Origin of the sequence: Enterobacter cloacae complex sp. P2B, from assembly GCF_014895985.1 — a bacterium.
GTDB classification, from domain to species: Bacteria; Pseudomonadota; Gammaproteobacteria; order Enterobacterales; family Enterobacteriaceae; genus Enterobacter; species Enterobacter bugandensis.
Map to the genome: position 1 here is coordinate 106,827 of NZ_JADBQQ010000006.1, position 17,375 is coordinate 124,201.

Consider the following 17,375-nt stretch of genomic DNA (forward strand, 5'->3'; position numbering starts at 1 on the left):
CACAGCGTGAACATAACAACCACACACGAGGTTTCAAATGGAAGCTCAACAGCACGGCGATCAGCTAAAGCGCGGACTTAAAAACCGCCATATACAGCTCATCGCACTGGGCGGTGCGATTGGTACCGGCCTGTTTCTGGGCAGCGCATCCGTTATCCAGTCAGCCGGTCCGGGTATTATTTTGGGTTACGCGATTGCGGGTTTCATTGCTTTTCTGATCATGCGCCAGCTTGGCGAAATGGTCGTTGAAGAGCCGGTCGCAGGCTCGTTCAGCCACTTTGCCTATAAATACTGGGGCAGTTTTGCGGGCTTCGCCTCCGGCTGGAACTACTGGGTGCTGTACGTTCTGGTTGCTATGGCCGAGCTGACCGCTGTCGGGAAGTACATTCAGTTCTGGTATCCGGAGATCCCAACATGGGCGTCTGCTGCAGCCTTCTTCGTGATTATCAACGCCATTAACCTGACCAACGTAAAAGTGTTCGGCGAGATGGAGTTCTGGTTTGCCATTATCAAAGTCATTGCCGTTGTGGCGATGATTATCTTCGGTGGCTGGCTGCTGTTCAGCGGCAACGGCGGCCCGCAGGCTACCGTGCGTAACCTCTGGGAACAGGGCGGCTTCCTGCCTCACGGCATGACCGGTCTGGTGATGATGATGGCAATCATTATGTTCTCCTTCGGCGGCCTGGAGCTGGTGGGTATTACCGCCGCCGAAGCCGATAACCCGGAGCAAAGCATCCCGAAAGCCACAAATCAGGTTATCTACCGTATTCTGATCTTCTATGTGGGCTCACTGGCCGTGCTGCTCTCCCTGCTGCCGTGGACGCGCGTTACCGCTGACACCAGCCCGTTTGTTCTCATCTTCCACGAGCTGGGCGATACCTTTGTCGCCAACGCCCTGAACATCGTGGTGCTGACCGCAGCGCTCTCCGTTTACAACAGCTGCGTATACTGCAACAGCCGTATGCTGTTCGGCCTGGCCCAGCAGGGCAACGCGCCGAAGATGCTGCTCAACGTGGATAAACGCGGCGTGCCGGTGAATACCATCATTGTTTCAGCCATCGTGACCGCGCTGTGCGTGCTGATTAACTACATGGCACCGGAATCGGCGTTTGGCCTGCTGATGGCGCTGGTAGTCTCCGCTCTGGTTATCAACTGGGCGATGATCAGCCTGGCGCACATGAAGTTCCGCCGCGCGAAACAGCAGCAGGGCGTCACCACGCGCTTCCCTGCCCTGCTCTATCCGCTGGGTAACTGGATTTGCCTGCTGTTTATGGCGGCCGTGCTGGTGATCATGCTGATCACGCCGGGCATGGCGATTTCCGTCTACCTGATCCCGGTCTGGATTGCGATCCTTGGCGTTGGCTATCTCTTCAGCCAGAAAAGCCGTAATGCCATGAAGGCGCACTAAACCTCTCGCCGCGGCACCTGTTTTTGCGGGTGCTGCGCGTTGTTACCTCCTTCACACTTTCACGCCAACAGCACATTTATCCATATCACCGCCCTGATACTGCAACGCATATATTCCTTTGCCAGCGAATAATTCTCCCCATACCGTAAACCGGAGAGCTGTCGATGGATAACAACAAACTGTCAGTAAAAGAAAAGATCGGCTATGGGATGGGCGACGCGGGATGCAACATCATCTTCGGCGCCATCATGCTGTTTGTTAACTATTTCTATACGGATATTTTTGGCCTGGCGCCTGCGCTGGTCGGCGTGCTGCTGCTGTCCGTCCGCGTAATTGATGCCGTAACGGACCCGATTATGGGGGCGATTGCCGACCGTACCCGCAGTAAATATGGCCGGTTTCGTCCATGGCTGCTGTGGATTGCGTTCCCCTACGCGCTGTTCAGCATTCTGATGTTCACCACCCCGGAGTGGAGCTATAACAGCAAAGTTATCTATGCGTTTGTCACCTACTTCCTGCTCTCGTTAACCTATACGGCCATCAACATCCCTTACTGCTCGTTAGGTGGGGTGATCACCAACGATCCAAAAGAGCGCGTGGCCTGCCAGTCGTATCGCTTCGTGCTGGTCGGCATCGCCACGCTGCTGCTCTCCTTAACGCTGCTGCCGATGGCCGACTGGTTTGGCGGGGATAACAAAGCCAAAGGCTACCAGATGGCGATGACTGTCCTGGCGCTGATTGGTACCTGTATGTTCCTGTTCTGCTTCGCCACCGTGCGCGAGCGCGTGCGTCCGGCAGTGCAAACCAACGACGAACTGAAAAACGACCTGAAAGACGTGTGGAAAAACGACCAGTGGGTGCGCATTTTGCTGCTCACGCTGTGCAACGTCTGCCCGGGCTTTATCCGCATGGCGGCGACCATGTATTACGTCACCTGGGTGATGGGCCAGAGCACCCACTTCGCCACGCTGTTTATCAGCCTGGGCGTTGTCGGCATGATGCTTGGCAGCGTGCTGGCGAAAGTGCTGACCGACCGCTGGTGTAAGCTGAAGGTCTTCTTCTGGACCAATATCGTGCTGGCGGCATTCTCCTGCGCCTTCTATTTCTTCGACCCGAAAGCCACCGTTACCATCGTGGTGCTCTATTTCCTGCTGAACATCCTGCACCAGATCCCGTCTCCACTGCACTGGTCGCTAATGGCCGATGTGGACGACTACGGCGAGTGGAAAACCGGAAAACGCATCACCGGGATCAGCTTCTCGGGTAACATCTTCTTCCTGAAACTGGGCCTGGCGATTGCCGGTGCGATGGTCGGCTTCCTGCTCTCCTGGTACGGTTATGACGCGGGCGCAAAAGCGCAAAGCGCGGACGCCATTAACGGGATCGTGCTGCTCTTTACCGTCATTCCGGGCATTGGATACTTAATTACCGCTGGGGTGGTACGTCTGCTGAAAGTGGACCGTGAGACCATGAAGCAGATCCAGTCCGATCTGGAAAAACGCCGCAACAATTACCGCGAGCTGAATGACTATCAGGAACTCAAAGCCGCTGAGACTAAATAAGGAAAGCCGCATGCATAACTGGCCAAACCCGTTTATCGAACAACGCGCCGACCCGTACATTTTACGCCATGAGGGACAGTACTATTTTATTGCCTCCGTGCCGCAGTACGACAGGCTGGCGATCCGCCGCGCAGACTCGCTGGAAGGCTTACGTCATGCCGAAGAAGTGGTGGTCTGGCGCAAACCCGAGACCGGCCCGATGAGCCAGCTAATCTGGGCGCCAGAACTGCACCACATTGACGGAAAGTGGTACATCTATTTTGCCGCCACGCACACCCAGGCGCTCGACGCGCTCGGGATGTTCCAGCACCGCATGTTTGCGATTGAGTGTGCGGACCGCGATCCGCTCAGCGGTACCTGGATCGAGAAAGGGCAAATCAACACCCCGTTCGACACCTTCGCCCTGGACGCCACCACCTTTGTTCATCAGGGCAAACGCTGGTACCTGTGGGCGCAAAAAGCCCCGGATATTTCCGGTAACTCTAACCTCTATCTGTGCGAAATGGAGAACCCGTGGACGCTGAAAGGCGAGCCGGTGATGCTCAGCAAGCCAGAATACGACTGGGAATGCCGTGGTTTCTGGGTCAACGAAGGTCCGGCGGTGCTGGTTCACGGCGATAAGCTGTTTATCAGCTACTCCGCCAGCGCCACCGATGAGAACTACTGCATGGGATTACTGTGGATAGACCTGAACGCCGATCCGCAAAACCCGGCAAACTGGCACAAATCCCCTCGCCCGGTTTTCGTCACCAGCTACGAGAACCGCCAGTACGGGCCAGGCCACAACAGCTTTACGCAAACGCCGGAAGGGGAAGATGTATTGGTATACCACGCAAGAAATTACACCGAAATTGAAGGCGATCCGCTTTACGATCCGAACCGTCATACTCGCCTGAAGCTTGTCCGCTGGGACGAAAACGGGATGCCTGATTTCGGCATCCCGCCTGCGGATACGTTATAGCGTCTGCGGCGCGCTGGGTTACACCAGCGTGCCGTAAATCGTCAGCAGCGCCACAATCACCACCACCACAAACGAGGTTTTCTTCGCCATTGAAACGGCGGCTTTTGGCGTTTCGATCTTGTCGGTATGCGGTTCGCGCGCCAGCGAGAACTGCGCCAGGCGCGTCAACACCTGGTACTGGGACGTATGGCGGTCCCCAAGAGAAGCGAACCATGCGGGCAGCGCTTTTTCACCGTGGCCAATTAAGGCGTACACCACGCCCACCAGACGCACCGGAAGCCAGTCGAGCACGTGCAGGATGGCATCAATGCCGGAGAGCAAACGCTCATGCGGCGTCAGATAACGGGCAAGCCAGGTCTGCCAGGCGCGCAGGAACGAATAGCCCATCAGCAGTACCGGCCCCCACGGGCCGCCCACCACAAACCAGAACAGCGGAGCAAGGTAGTAGCGGAAGTTAATCCACAGCAGCGCGTTTTGCAGCTCGCGCAGGAACTCGCGCTCGTCGCAGTCCGGTGGCACGCCGTGGATCATCGTCAGCTCGCTCGCCATCGCGCCGCGCGCGTGGGCATCGTCACGGGAGGCGGCTTTCAGGTAGGCGTGATAGTGCAAACGCACCTTGCCCGCACCAATGCACAGCACGCCGAGCAGGATCCACACCACCAGCAGCGGCACGTTGAAAAAGAGTCCGTACAGCGAGCGCAGCAGCAGGAAGGTAATCAGCATGACGCCCGCCATCATCAGCAGCGTGCGCAGCATGGAAAAGTGCTTGATGCGGCGGAACAACACCTCCAGCCGGTGATCCAGTTGCCAGTGCTCGCCGAGCTTGAACAGGCGTTCAGCGATGATAACCAGCAGCATGGTAAACAACGTCATGGTATCTCCTTATTCTGACGACGCGGCAAGCATGGCGCGAAACCGCGACCAGTCAAATGCCGGGCCGGGATCGGTTTTTCTCGCCGGAGCGATATCGCTGTGCCCGGTAATATTGTCGGCGATTGCCGGGTAGAGTCCGATAAGCGTGTGGGTAATAGCAACCAGCTGCTGATACTGGGCATCGGTGTAGGGGGTAGTATCCGTGCCTTCCAGCTCAATCCCAATCGAGAAATCGTTGCACCGTTCGCGCCCGTGATACATCGATACCCCGGCATGCCAGGCGCGCTTATCAAAAGGAACATACTGAACTACCTCACCATCACGGCGAATCAGGCAGTGAGCCGACACGCGCAGATGCGCAATCTCAGCGAAGAAGGGATGAGCATTGGGATCTATCGTTCCCGTGAATAACGCATCGATCCACGGGCCGCCAAACTCACCCGGCGGGAGGCTAATATTATGAACCACCAGCAGTGTGGGCTTTTCATCCTCCGGGCGGCAGTCGTGGTGCGGCGAGGGCACATGCCGCGCATCCACCAGCCATCCGTTTTCTAACAACATGCTGGAACTCCTTCTGTATGGTGCAATGACTCGGTTCAGAGTAGCATGTTTCAATATTATGATTCGTTACCAATTTGGAGTTTTATCATGCCGCCTCGCCGCTACAACCCCGACCACCGACGTGAAGCGCTTCTGGAACGTATTAATATGGATATTCCGGCAAGCGTCGCCCATGCGTTGAAAGAAGACCTGGGGGGTGACGTTAACGCCGATAAAGATATTACCGCACAATTGTTGCCAAAAGAGACACGCTCGCACGCGGTCACTATCACCCGTGAGGAGGGCGTTTTCTGCGGCAAGCGTTGGGTTGAAGAGGTCTTTACTCAGCTGGCGGGTGACGATGTACAGGTGACATGGCACGTTGATGATGGTGATGCAGTGACCGCCAATCAGCCGCTGTTCGAGCTGGACGGTCCTTCCCGCGTATTACTGACCGGCGAGCGTACCGCGCTCAATTTTGTCCAAACGCTCTCTGGCGTCGCCAGTGAAGTGCGCCGCTACGTTGACCTGCTGGCCGGCACCCGTACCCAACTGCTTGATACCCGCAAAACGCTGCCGGGCCTGCGCACTGCGCTGAAGTACGCGGTGCTCTGCGGCGGCGGCGCAAACCATCGTCTGGGCCTGTCCGATGCTTTCCTGATTAAAGAGAACCACATTATTGCTTCTGGCTCCGTGCGTCAGGCGGTGGAAAAGGCCTTCTGGCTGCATCCGGATGTGCCGGTTGAGGTGGAGGTCGAAAGCCTGGAAGAGCTGGAGCAGGCGATTAAGGCCGGGGCCGATATCATCATGCTCGATAACTTCGAAACGGAGCAGATGCGCGAGGCGGTGAAACTGACCAACGGCCGGGCCCAGCTTGAAGTGTCCGGAAACGTCACTTTCGAGACGATCCGTGAGTTCGCCGAAACCGGCGTGGATTACATCTCCGTTGGCGCGCTGACCAAGCACGTGCGCGCCCTCGATCTCTCAATGCGCTTCAAATAACGCACGCTCCCCTCTCTGTCCGGAGAGGGGAATTTCAGCCTCGCTCGCAAATCCATTGTCCTTCTCTGCAACACGGAATGAATTCTCTGAAGCTCCTTTCTCGTTCTCTTTTTTGCCCCTCGTTTCTGCCCTGTCCCGCTGACAAACTAGCGCCACTTTGCATAAGGAGCAGATATGGACAGACAACAAGGATTCACACTCATTGAGCTGATGGTGGTCATTGGCATTATTGCGATTCTGAGCGCCATCGGCGTTCCCGCCTATCAGAACTACCTGCGTAAAGCAGCCCTCACCGATATGCTGCAAACTTTCGTTCCCTATCGCACTGCCATTGAGCTTTGCGCGCTCGATCGCGGCGGCGTGGAAAGCTGCGATGCCGGCAGTAACGGTATACCCTCTCCTGCCACGACGCGTTACGTTTCAGGAATGAGCGTGGCGAAAGGGATCGTGACCTTAACAGGCCAGGAGAGCCTGAACGGGCTGACGGTAACCATGACGCCGCAGTGGAGCAACGGCAACGGTATGACGGGCTGGACGCGTGACTGCAATATCAGTGCTGACAGCGCGCTTAAGCAGGCCTGCGAAGACGTCTTCCGCTTCGACACTAACTAAGGGGCGGATAATGAACACCGATCAACTCGTGGCGCTTTGTCTTCGCCACCATGCCCTGCTGCTCACCAGTGACAGCGACATGATTAGCATCGCCGTCGTGGGAACCCCCGCGCCTGAACTGATGGAGGCCCTGCGCTTCGCGACCCAGAAGCGGATTGATATCGAATGCTGGAGCGCTGAACGCATGGAAAAGCACCGGCAGTTAACCGCGCAATCGCATCTGCCCGTCGTTTCGCAACCCCACTCCGCGGTGGATATCCTCAACCACACGCTGCAGCAGGCAGTAAACCAGCGCGCGTCTGACATCCATATCGAACCAATGGAGCACGCGTGCCAGATCCGCTTACGTATCGACGGGGTTCTTTATCCGCAGCCTCCTCTTTCCGCCGCGCTGGCGACGATGCTCAGCGCCCGGTTAAAAGTGCTGGGTAATCTGGATATTGCGGAACGACGCTTGCCGCAGGACGGCCAGTTTACGATTGAGCTGACAAACGAGCCGGTCTCGTTTCGTATCGCCACGCTTCCCTGCAATGGCGGTGAGAAAATTGTGCTGCGTTTGCTACATCAGGTTCAGCAGGCGCTGGAGCCGAACGCTCTTGGCATGAGCGCTAAACAGCTGGCCTGTTTTAATGAGGTACTCCACCAGCCTCAGGGGCTAATTCTGGTCACCGGCCCGACGGGCAGCGGCAAAACCGTAACGCTCTACAGCGCGCTGCAGGCGCGTAACACCCCTGACGTCAACATCTGCAGCGTGGAGGATCCCATCGAGATCCCGCTTGCGGGGTTAAATCAGACGCAGGTTAACCCCCGCGCGGGCTTAACATTCCAGAGCGTACTGAGAGCGCTGCTCCGTCAGGATCCGGACATCATTATGGTAGGGGAAATTCGCGATGGTGAAACGGCAGAAATTGCCCTTAAAGCCGCGCAGACCGGGCATCTGGTATTGTCGACGCTGCACACCAACTCGACGACGGAAACCCTCATTCGTCTGGAGCAGATGGGCGTGGCGCGCTGGATGATATCTTCCGCGCTCTCGATGGTGATTGCCCAGCGGCTGGTTCGGCGCCTTTGCCCGCACTGCCGACAGAAAACAGGGGAGCATACGGACCTGCCGCGCTCGGTTTGGCCGCAGCAACTTCCTCGCTGGCAGCCTGCAGGCTGCGATCGTTGTTATCACGGTTTTTACGGGCGCGTGGCCATTTTTGAAGTACTTGCGATCGATAATCCCCTGCGCCAGGCTATTGCCAGCGGGGCAGGCACCGAGGTGATTGAAGCCAGCGCCCGACAGGCTGGACTCATCTCGCTGTTTGAACACGGCTGCATGGCCGTTGAACAAGGGATGACCACGCTTGAAGAGTTAGTGCGTGTTCTGGGTATGCCCGATGGCTGCTAATCAACTCTGGCGCTGGCGAGCAATCTCCGCTGAAGGAGAACCCCGAAACGGGGTACTCTGGGCCACCGACCGCAACGCAGCCTTCACCAGGCTGATGCGTAACGACCTCCATCCTCTGGCCCTGACCCGATGCGCTCAAAGGCACCGCTGGCGTCCATATCACTGCTACGAGATGTTTCGTCAGCTCGCAACGCTCCTGCAGGCCGGGCTGACGCTCGCGCATAGTCTGCAAATGCTGGCAGACCAACATCCAGTAGAACCGTGGCGGGGGCTACTGCAAAACGTTGCCGATGAACTCAGTGAAGGCTGTCCTTTTTCTGAGGCGCTCAAACGGTGGCCAGCGGTCTTTAGCCCACTGCATATATCAATGGTGAAAACCGGAGAGCTAACGGGGAAGCTTGAAGCGTGCTGCCGAGAGCTTGCAGAGCAGCAAAAAGCGCAGCAGCAGCTCAGCGCGAAGGTGAAAAAAGCGCTGCGCTACCCGGCGATCGTCCTGACGCTGGCCGTGCTCGTCGTGCTGGCAATTGTCACCCTGGTTTTGCCCGAATTTGCCGCGATCTACAAAACCTTTAATACCCCGCTTCCGGCGCTGACGCGAATTGTTATGGGCATAGCCGCGTTTATGCAGTCATATGCCCTTGCGCTGTTCACGATGCTGCTTGTTCCCGTAACTGCAGCCTGGCCTCTGCGACACCATCCTCGCTGGCAGCGTATTCTGCTGAGTTTTCCCGTAATGGGCGCGCTGGCGAAAGGGCAAAAACTGGGGCAGATCTTCACCGTGCTGTCGCTCACGCAGCAGGCGGGCATTGCATTCTTACAGGGGCTTGAAAGTGCAGAAGAGACTGTTGAAAGCCGGTACTGGCAGGGAATACTCCGCAGCATACGCGAGAACATTGAAAAAGGTCTCCCCGTCTGGTCGTCCTTTCAGAAGGCGGCAATGTTTACCCCGCTCTGTATTCAGCTTTTACGAACCGGCGAGATGTCAGGTTCGCTGGATGTCATGCTGGCAAACCTTGCTCGCCATCACACGGAACAAACCTTTCAACGGGCAGACAACCTGGCGGCGCTTCTGGAGCCACTGCTCCTGGTTGTTACGGGGGTTATCATCGGCACGCTGGTGGTGGCAATGTATCTGCCGATTTTCCATCTGGGTGATGCGATGAGCGCGGGGTAGTGCAGTAGCGCTGGCGCACGAGCATGCGCCAGCGAAAGCCATTACAGGCTATTGAAAACGCGGTTTTCCTGCTCCTGAACGCGAATAAACGTTGTGCGTTTCGTCAGCTCTTTCAGGCGGGATGCACCCACGTAGGTACAGGCTGAGCGCAGGCCGCCCAGGATGTCGCGCGCGGTGTTTTCAACCGGGCCGCGCAGAGGCAGCTTCACGGTTTTGCCTTCTGCCGCACGGTATTTTGCCACGCCACCGACGTGGCGGGTCATCGCGGATTCAGAGCTCATACCGTAGAACAGCATGAATTTCTCGCCGTTCTCTTCCACCACGGTGCCGCCGCTCTCTTCGTGGCCTGCCAGCATACCGCCGAGCATCACGAAGTCCGCGCCGCCGCCAAAGGCCTTTGCGACATCGCCCGGCATGGTGCAACCGCCGTCGCTGATGATCTGGCCGCCCAGGCCGTGCGCCGCGTCGGCACATTCAATGACCGCGGAAAGCTGCGGATAACCAACTCCGGTCTTCACGCGCGTGGTGCATACGGAGCCCGGGCCAATGCCCACTTTCACGATGTCGGCACCGGAAAGGATCAGCTCTTCACACATTTCACCGGTCACCACGTTACCCGCGATGATGGTTTTGGTCGGCCAGGCTTCGCGCGCCTTGCTGACGAACTGCACGAAGTGCTCGGAGTAACCGTTCGCCACATCAATACAAACGAAGCTAAGCGCCGGGTTAGCATTCAGGATCTGTTTGGTTTTCTCGAAATCGGCATCGGAAGTACCGGTGGAAACCATCACGTGCTTCACCACGTCAGCAGAGGCGGACGCAACAAACGCATTCCACTCTTCAGGAGTGTAGTGCTTGTGGACTGCAGTAAGAATATCGAACTGAGCCAGCGCCGTTGCCATCTCAAAGGTACCGACTGTATCCATGTTGGCAGCAATGATTGGCACGCCAGACCACGTCTGACCGGAATGCTTAAAGGTGAATTGACGTTCGAGTTCAACGTCTGAGCGACTTTTCAGTGTAGAGCGTTTAGGGCGGATAAGAACGTCTTTGAAACCTAACTTCAGATCTTCTTCGATACGCATGTGCGGATTCCTGGGGTTAGAGGCAAATATGTTAAAAGCACAACTCCAGTGACGCTATCATACGCACTAATACCTGCTCCGCAAGACTGCGAAATTCTCTTTTTTTACGCTACAATCCTATAAATTTACCTGGTAAAAAGCCGGTAAAGAGAATCAAACAATTACTGTCGCACGTTTGTTTTTTAAGCAACTGATTTCCATAATGAATAATTCCCAGGATTTGATTTAATGGGGTATATCGTCGCAGTAACCGGCGGCATCGGTAGTGGCAAAAGTACCGTTGCGGACGCGTTTTCTCGTCTCGGCATCGCGATTATTGATGCTGATATTATTGCCCGTCAGGTGGTAGAGCCCAATACACCCGCGCTAAAGGCCATCGCCGACCATTTCGGTCAGGCAATCATCAATGCCGATGGCACACTGAACCGCCGTCAGCTTCGCGAATATATTTTTTCCGATTCTGCGGAAAAAGCCTGGCTTAATGCCCTGCTCCACCCCATTATCCACCAGGAAACTCAGCGTCAGATAGCCGCAGCCCGCTCGCCCTATGTCCTGTGGGTGGTTCCGCTCCTGGTAGAAAATCAGCTGCATAAGAAAGCCAATCGGGTATTGGTGATTGATGTCACACCCGAGACGCAAATCCAGCGAACCATGACGCGCGACCACGTCTCGCGTGAACATGCTGAACAAATTCTTGCCGCTCAGGCCACTCGCGCTCAGCGCCTTGCCGTTGCGGATGATGTTATTGATAATAACGGCGCACCAGATGCCATTGCATCGGATGTTGCCCGCCTGCACGAGCAGTATCTAACCTTCGCCGCGCAGGCCGTTGCACAGGAAAAACCATAATGTCGACTCACATCCTTTTTGAGCACCCGCTTAATGAAAAAATGCGTACCTGGCTGCGCATTGAATTTCTCATCCAACAGCTTTCACAACATCTGCCTGTTAACGATCATGCCACGGCGTTGCACTTCTTTCGCAACGTAGGCGATCTGCTGGATGTGATTGAACGTGGCGATGTCCGCACGGAGCTGTTGAAAGAGCTGGAGCGCCAGCAGCGTAAATTACAGGCCTGGGCCGAAGTACCGGGCGTGGATCAAAGTCGAATTGACGCCTTACGCCAGCAGTTGAAAAACAGCAGCACGACGCTGATGGCCGCGCCGCGCGTTGGGCAATATTTACGAGAAGACCGTTTGATAGCGCTGGTGCGCCAGCGCCTGAGCATACCGGGCGGTTGCTGTAGCTTTGATCTGCCAACGCTGCATATGTGGCTGCATATGCCGCAGGAACAGCGCGATCGCCAGGTAAACAGCTGGCTGGGTAGCCTGGAGCCGATGAATCAGACGCTATCGCTGATCCTCGATCTTGTGCGTAACTCTGCCCCGTTCCGCAAGCAAACCAGTCTCAACGGTTTTTATCAGGACAACGGCGACGACGCCGATCTTCTGCGTCTAAATTTGTCGCTTGGCGAGCAGCTTTATCCGCAAATTTCCGGGCATAAAAGCCGTTTCGCGATCCGCTTTATGCCGCTGGACAGTGAAAATGGCACCGTGCCGGAACGCCTCGATTTTGAACTGGCCTGTTGTTAAGGAGTGCCAATGTCTGACGTCACCACCGTAAACTGCCCAACCTGTGGGAAAACTGTCGTCTGGGGAGAAGTGAGTCCGTTTCGCCCGTTCTGCTGCAAGCGCTGTCAGCTCATTGATCTGGGCGAATGGGCGGCGGAAGAGAAACGAATTCCGAGCGAAGGCGACCTCTCGGATAGCGATGACTGGAGCGAAAGCCAGCAGTAACGTTCAAAGCCTGCTGGCGATTCGTTCGGCAGGCCTACATGTTTGTCGCTAAGCGGCGGATCACAGGCTCATTGGCTGGCGGGAATTTGTCGGCATCACTGACCTGAAGTTCCACCCAGTTACCCGGCTGTCCCTCTTTTCCCCAGGGTTCACCTTCCCAGCTTTCCACCAGCCAGAACCACAGCGTGATGTGCCTGTCGGGAAACTGATACTCCAGCTTATCGAACAGCGTGGCGCCAAGCGGGGTAATCCCCACCTCTTCCTGCAGCTCACGTACCAGCGCCTCTTCCGGCGTTTCTCCTGATTCGATTTTCCCGCCCGGAAACTCCCACTTGTTCGCCATATGGGCGTCAGCAGCGCGCTGGGTGATGAAGATTTGGTTTTGCGGGTTGCGAATAATCCCGACGGCAATTTGCAGTATTTTCATAGCGTCACTTCCATAAAAAAGGCGCAGATATCTGCGCCTTTTCAGTTAGTTATGTTCTTAGCTCAGGCGGCCGTGGCACGCCTTGTATTTTTTACCGGAACCACACGGGCACGGATCGTTACGACCGACTTTACGATCGCCGGTCTGCGCGGCGATCGCTGCTGCGGCTTCGCTTTCGTCAGTCTGGTGGCTCAGCTGCTGCATCTGCGCCAGACGCTCAGCTTCTTCACGGCGCTGCTGCTCCATCGCTTCCACTTCTTCCGGCATGCGCACCTGAACCTTGCTCAGGGTGCTGATCACTTCGTACTTCAGTGACTCCAGCATAGAGGCAAACATGGAGAAGGATTCACGCTTGTATTCCTGCTTCGGATCTTTCTGCGCATAGCCGCGCAGGTGGATACCCTGACGCAGGTAGTCCATCGCCGCCAGGTGCTCTTTCCACAGGGAGTCCAGCGTCTGCAGCATCACGCCTTTTTCGAAGTGACGCATCATCTCAGCGCCAACCACTTCTTCCTTACGCTTATAAACCTCCAGCGCGGTTTCAAAGATACGTTCGCGCAGGGTCTCTTCATGCAGCTCAGGCTCTTTATCCAGCCACTCTTTGATTGGCAGATCGAGATCGAAGTCGTTTTTCAGACGTTCCTGCAGGCCTTCAACGTCCCACATCTCTTCCAGAGACTGCGGTGGAATATGCGCGTCGATGGTGGCTTTGAACACATCTTCGCGGATGCTGTTGATGGTTTCGCTCACGTCGGACACGTCCAGCAGTTCGTTACGCTGGGTGTAGATCGCGCGACGCTGATCGTTGGCCACGTCATCATATTCCAGCAGCTGCTTACGAATATCGAAGTTGCGGCTTTCCACTTTACGCTGGGCGTTAGCGATCGCTTTAGTCACCCATGGGTGCTCAATGGCTTCACCAGGCTTCATGCCCAGCTTACGCATCATGCCGGACACGCGGTCGGAGGCAAAAATACGCATCAGCGCATCTTCCATAGACAGGTAGAAGCGGGAAGAACCGGCATCACCCTGACGGCCCGCACGGCCGCGCAGCTGGTTGTCGATACGACGAGATTCGTGACGCTCGGTACCGATGATGTGCAGACCACCGGATGCCAGCACCGCGTCGTGACGCACCTGCCAGTCGGCTTTGATCTGCTCGATCTGCTCTGGCGTTGGGTTTTCCAGCTCTGCGACTTCAGCCTGCCAGCTACCGCCGAGCATAATATCGGTACCACGACCCGCCATGTTGGTGGCGATGGTCACGGCTGCCGGATAGCCCGCCTGAGCAACAATGTCCGCTTCTTTAGCGTGGAACTTGGCGTTCAGAACGTTGTGCTTGATGCCTGCTTTGGTCAGCTCATTGGAAACCACCTCGGATTTCTCGATGGAGATGGTCCCCACCAGAACCGGCTGACCATTGGCAGTACGGTCGCGAATATCTTCGATGATCGCCTGAATTTTTTCCGCTTCGGTCATGTACACCAGGTCCGGCATATCCTTACGGATCATCGGACGGTTGGTTGGCACCACCACGGTATCCAGCTTGTAGATGGAGCTGAATTCAAACGCTTCGGTATCTGCGGTACCGGTCATCCCCGCCAGCTTCTCATACAGACGGAAGTAGTTCTGGAAGGTGATGGATGCCAGCGTCTGGTTTTCGTTTTGAATGTCCACGCCTTCTTTCGCTTCAACGGCCTGATGCAGACCATCAGACCAGCGACGACCCTGCATGGTACGGCCGGTGTGTTCATCGACAATGATGACTTCACCGTCTTTCACGATGTAATCAACGTCGCGGGTGAACAACGCGTGGGCACGCAGCGCGGCGGTTACGTGATGCATCAGCATAATGTTGCTCGGAGAGTACAGAGACTCACCTTCTTCCATAATGCCTTCAGCCACCAGCAGCTCTTCGATTTTCACCAGACCGCGTTCGGTCAGGTTCACCTGGCGCGCTTTTTCATCTACGGAGAAGTGGCCTTCACCCTGGAAGGTATCGGAGTCTTCTTTCTCCTGACGCAGCAGGTGTGGAATGATTTTGTCGACTTTACGGTACATGTCAGAGCTGTCTTCGGCCGGGCCGGAGATGATCAGCGGGGTACGCGCTTCATCGATCAGAATGGAGTCAACCTCATCCACCAGCGCATAGTGCAGCTTACGCTGGACGCGCTCTTCCGGGCTGAACGCCATGTTGTCGCGCAGGTAGTCGAAGCCGTATTCGTTGTTGGTGCCGTAGGTGATGTCCGCGTTGTAGGCTTCGCGCTTGGCGGGTGCCGGCAGTCCGGACATGTTGATGCCGACGGTCATGCCGAGGAATTCGAACAGCGGACGGTTGTTTTCGGCATCACGCTGGGCCAGATAGTCGTTGACGGTAACGACGTGAACGCCCTTACCGGTCAGTGCATTCAGGTAAGCCGGCAGCGTTGCGGTCAGGGTTTTACCTTCACCGGTACGCATTTCCGCGATGCAGCGTTCGTTAAGCACCATACCGCCCAGCAATTGAACGTCGAAGTGACGCATGCCGAACACACGTTTACTCGCTTCACGCACCACGGCGAATGCTTCCGGGATCAGGCTCTCTAAGGTTTCGCCTTTTTCCAGGCGTGCGCGGAACTCCGCGGTTTTCGCCTTCAGCTCATCATCAGAGAGCTTCTCCATCGCCGGTTCCATACCGTTGATGATGTTTACAGCTTTGCGCATACGGCGCAGGGTACGATCGTTACGACTACCAAAAACTTTGGTTAATAATTTGATTAGCATAATAAATTCTCAAACGCCCCAGACGGGCAGATAAATTAAGGTATTGAAAAAGGTTAATTTAGCTGAGGCATTGAGGCCCGGCACGGATGCCGTGAACCTGGCTAATCCAGGTTGAAACAGAGAATGATACAGGAGGAACAAACCAGGTTTGCGCCGTCTGACTCACGGTCACGGGCGGCTGGTTATCCTGCGTCAGAAGCGCATTAAGCGTATCGAGCAGGGCAAGATGCTGAGCCTGAACCGGCAGCGATTCTTCAGCAACAGGCATCGTCTGCGGCGCCATCGCGAACGACAGATGACGAATAACCGTGCGGATGGCGTGCTGCTGCCAGTAATCAACGGAGAAATTAGGACGACGGCTGGCTTCAAGCCACGCGAGATTAGTAAAGTTAACCCGCGTCGAGAGATCGTGTTTAGTTGTCGTGGAACGTGCTGGCGCCGCCGCTTCCGCACTGTTGCTGAGCGCAGGCAAGCCGAAACTCGCCGCGACCATCCCTAATAAGAGATGCGGCCAGAAGTAACGTCTGCCAAATTGTCGCCAGCGCGTCAGTATTCCGCTCACTTGCTCCACCACAATCGCCCGCCAGTGCAGGCTGAGTTCAATTATTCTTTTTTAGCGCCCAGATATTACCACTAAAGCCAATACGCAGCAGCAGGAATGACACCTTGCAGCAGGTAAAAACGGTCAATAATGCAGCGAACACACCGTTATTCGGCACACGACAATGGCCAGGGAATAGAGGGGCAAATCAAAGAAGGGCAGAAATAAAAACGACTGGCTTCCCTGGTCGGAGAGAGTACCAGGTGAACCAGTCGCTTTTCTTACGAAACGGCGTTAACCGTTACGCCAGGACCATAGTCGGTGCTTTGAACGCCAGCGGCAGTTCCGTTTCGTCTTCAAAGGTCACATATTCCCAGGCTTCCTGTTTTGCCAGGACGGCCTGCAACAATTTGTTGTTCAGTGCATGACCGGATTTGAACGCGGTAAATGCACCAATGATGTTGTGACCACACATGAACAGGTCGCCGATCGCATCCAGCATTTTGTGACGAACGAATTCATCTTCAAAACGCAGGCCGTCTTCGTTCAGTACGCGATAATCGTCAACAACGATGGCACAATCGAAGCTGCCGCCCAGGCACAGGCCGCGGGACTGCAGATATTCGATATCACGCATGAAGCCAAACGTACGTGCGCGGCTGATCTGGCGCATAAACGCATCAGCAGAGAAGTTCATCGCGTAGCGCTGGGTGCTTGAGTCAATCGCCGGATGGTTAAAGTCGATGGTAAAGTCCAACGAGAAACCATTGTACGGTTTGAATTCAGCCCACTTGTCGCCATCTTCGACGCGAACGGTCTCTTTGATGCGAACAAATTTCTTCGCACAGTTCAGTTCTTCGATGCCGGCATCCAGCAACAGATAAACGAACGGCGCAGCACTACCATCCATAATCGGGATTTCTGGCGCATCGACTTCAACAATAATGTTGTCGATACCCAGACCCGCCAGGGCGGCGTTCAGGTGCTCTACGGTAGAAATCCGCACGTCATGCTCGTTCACCAGACAAGTACAGAGCATTGTATCACGCACAGATTTGGCATCGGCCGGAAAATCTACCGGTGGATTCAAGTCGGTGCGACGATAGATGACCCCGGTATTGGCCGGCGCAGGGCGTAACGTCAGTGTGACTTTCTTGCCGGTATGTAAACCGACACCCGTCGCCTGAACGATACGTTTAAGTGTCCTTTGTTTGATCATCGTATAATCTCGCCAAATT

General features: G+C 55.8%; 17 protein-coding genes. 10 read left to right on the plus strand and 7 right to left on the minus strand.

Going from position 1 to position 17,375, the window contains the following annotated elements; all coding sequences use genetic code 11:
• The first annotated feature begins 37 nt into the window (after window positions 1-37).
• The 3 genes from aroP (at window position 38) to IM313_RS05720 (ending at window position 3,931) form a co-directional block, all read left to right on the plus strand.
• Window positions 38-1,408 carry an aromatic amino acid transporter AroP gene (aroP, locus tag IM313_RS05710; RefSeq protein WP_028015528.1) on the plus strand — a complete coding sequence of 457 codons (1,371 nt, stop codon included), beginning with the start codon at window positions 38-40 and terminating at the stop codon, window positions 1,406-1,408.
• Between the two features lie 164 nt (window positions 1,409-1,572).
• Entirely contained in the window at window positions 1,573-2,970 is a 1,398-nt protein-coding gene (locus IM313_RS05715; protein WP_049000515.1) for a glycoside-pentoside-hexuronide (GPH):cation symporter, read from the plus strand.
• Window positions 2,971-2,980: 10 nt separating this feature from the next.
• Window positions 2,981-3,931: a family 43 glycosylhydrolase gene (locus IM313_RS05720; RefSeq protein ID WP_049000513.1), complete on the plus strand. Its 951-nt coding sequence runs from the start codon at window positions 2,981-2,983 to the stop codon at window positions 3,929-3,931.
• Between the two features lie 18 nt (window positions 3,932-3,949).
• On the opposite strand, the gene ampE is transcribed toward IM313_RS05720, so the two are convergent.
• On the minus strand, window positions 3,950-4,804 hold the full coding sequence (gene ampE, locus IM313_RS05725; RefSeq protein WP_041911235.1) for a beta-lactamase regulator AmpE: 855 nt from the start codon (window positions 4,802-4,804) through the stop codon (window positions 3,950-3,952).
• 9 nt (window positions 4,805-4,813) lie between these two features.
• Window positions 4,814-5,365, minus strand: coding sequence for a 1,6-anhydro-N-acetylmuramyl-L-alanine amidase AmpD (ampD, locus tag IM313_RS05730; protein WP_116342530.1), 552 nt, complete (start codon window positions 5,363-5,365; stop codon window positions 4,814-4,816).
• Window positions 5,366-5,452: 87 nt separating this feature from the next.
• On the opposite strand from ampD, the gene nadC reads away from it, so the two are divergent.
• The 4 genes from nadC to hofC all read left to right on the plus strand — a co-directional run bounded on the left by nadC (window position 5,453) and on the right by hofC (window position 9,525).
• Entirely contained in the window at window positions 5,453-6,346 is an 894-nt protein-coding gene (gene nadC, locus IM313_RS05735) for a carboxylating nicotinate-nucleotide diphosphorylase (RefSeq protein WP_192971611.1), read from the plus strand.
• A gap of 174 nt (window positions 6,347-6,520) precedes the next feature.
• Window positions 6,521-6,958 (plus strand): prepilin peptidase-dependent pilin, encoded by a 438-nt coding sequence (gene ppdD, locus IM313_RS05740; RefSeq protein WP_045259464.1) that lies wholly within the window; start codon window positions 6,521-6,523, stop codon window positions 6,956-6,958.
• A 10-nt stretch (window positions 6,959-6,968) separates the two neighbouring features.
• On the plus strand, window positions 6,969-8,351 hold the full coding sequence (gspE, locus tag IM313_RS05745) for a type II secretion system protein GspE (RefSeq protein WP_192971610.1): 1,383 nt from the start codon (window positions 6,969-6,971) through the stop codon (window positions 8,349-8,351).
• Window positions 8,341-9,525 carry a protein transport protein HofC gene (gene hofC / locus IM313_RS05750; protein ID WP_192971609.1) on the plus strand — a complete coding sequence of 395 codons (1,185 nt, stop codon included), beginning with the start codon at window positions 8,341-8,343 and terminating at the stop codon, window positions 9,523-9,525. Before gspE ends, hofC begins: the two co-directional genes overlap by 11 nt.
• 41 nt (window positions 9,526-9,566) lie before the next feature.
• On the opposite strand, the gene IM313_RS05755 is transcribed toward hofC, so the two are convergent.
• On the minus strand, window positions 9,567-10,610 hold the full coding sequence (locus IM313_RS05755; RefSeq protein ID WP_028015519.1) for a GMP reductase: 1,044 nt from the start codon (window positions 10,608-10,610) through the stop codon (window positions 9,567-9,569).
• Window positions 10,611-10,838: 228 nt separating this feature from the next.
• Between IM313_RS05755 and coaE the strand changes: the two genes are divergently transcribed.
• Genes coaE through yacG form a run of 3 tightly spaced genes read left to right on the plus strand, consistent with a single transcriptional unit; the run spans window position 10,839 to window position 12,406 of the window.
• Window positions 10,839-11,459: a dephospho-CoA kinase gene (gene coaE / locus IM313_RS05760; RefSeq protein WP_028015518.1), complete on the plus strand. Its 621-nt coding sequence runs from the start codon at window positions 10,839-10,841 to the stop codon at window positions 11,457-11,459.
• A complete protein-coding gene (zapD, locus tag IM313_RS05765; RefSeq protein WP_028015517.1) occupies window positions 11,459-12,202 on the plus strand; it encodes a cell division protein ZapD in 744 nt (247 codons plus the stop codon). Before coaE ends, zapD begins: the two co-directional genes overlap by 1 nt.
• A 9-nt stretch (window positions 12,203-12,211) precedes the next feature.
• Entirely contained in the window at window positions 12,212-12,406 is a 195-nt protein-coding gene (gene yacG / locus IM313_RS05770; protein ID WP_028015516.1) for a DNA gyrase inhibitor YacG, read from the plus strand.
• 34 nt (window positions 12,407-12,440) lie between these two features.
• Here the strand turns inward: yacG and mutT are convergent, their stop codons facing one another.
• From mutT to lpxC, 4 genes are all read right to left on the minus strand, one after another.
• Entirely contained in the window at window positions 12,441-12,833 is a 393-nt protein-coding gene (mutT, locus tag IM313_RS05775; RefSeq protein WP_028015515.1) for an 8-oxo-dGTP diphosphatase MutT, read from the minus strand.
• Between the two features lie 57 nt (window positions 12,834-12,890).
• Window positions 12,891-15,596, minus strand: a complete 2,706-nt coding sequence (gene secA / locus IM313_RS05780) for a preprotein translocase subunit SecA (RefSeq protein WP_045259459.1) — start codon at window positions 15,594-15,596, stop codon at window positions 12,891-12,893.
• A gap of 58 nt (window positions 15,597-15,654) precedes the next feature.
• Complete coding sequence (secM, locus tag IM313_RS05785) at window positions 15,655-16,158, minus strand: secA translation cis-regulator SecM (protein WP_049000578.1); 504 nt, start codon at window positions 16,156-16,158, stop codon at window positions 15,655-15,657.
• Window positions 16,159-16,438: 280 nt separating this feature from the next.
• Window positions 16,439-17,356: a UDP-3-O-acyl-N-acetylglucosamine deacetylase gene (gene lpxC, locus IM313_RS05790; protein WP_192971608.1), complete on the minus strand. Its 918-nt coding sequence runs from the start codon at window positions 17,354-17,356 to the stop codon at window positions 16,439-16,441.
• Window positions 17,357-17,375 lie beyond the last annotated feature (19 nt).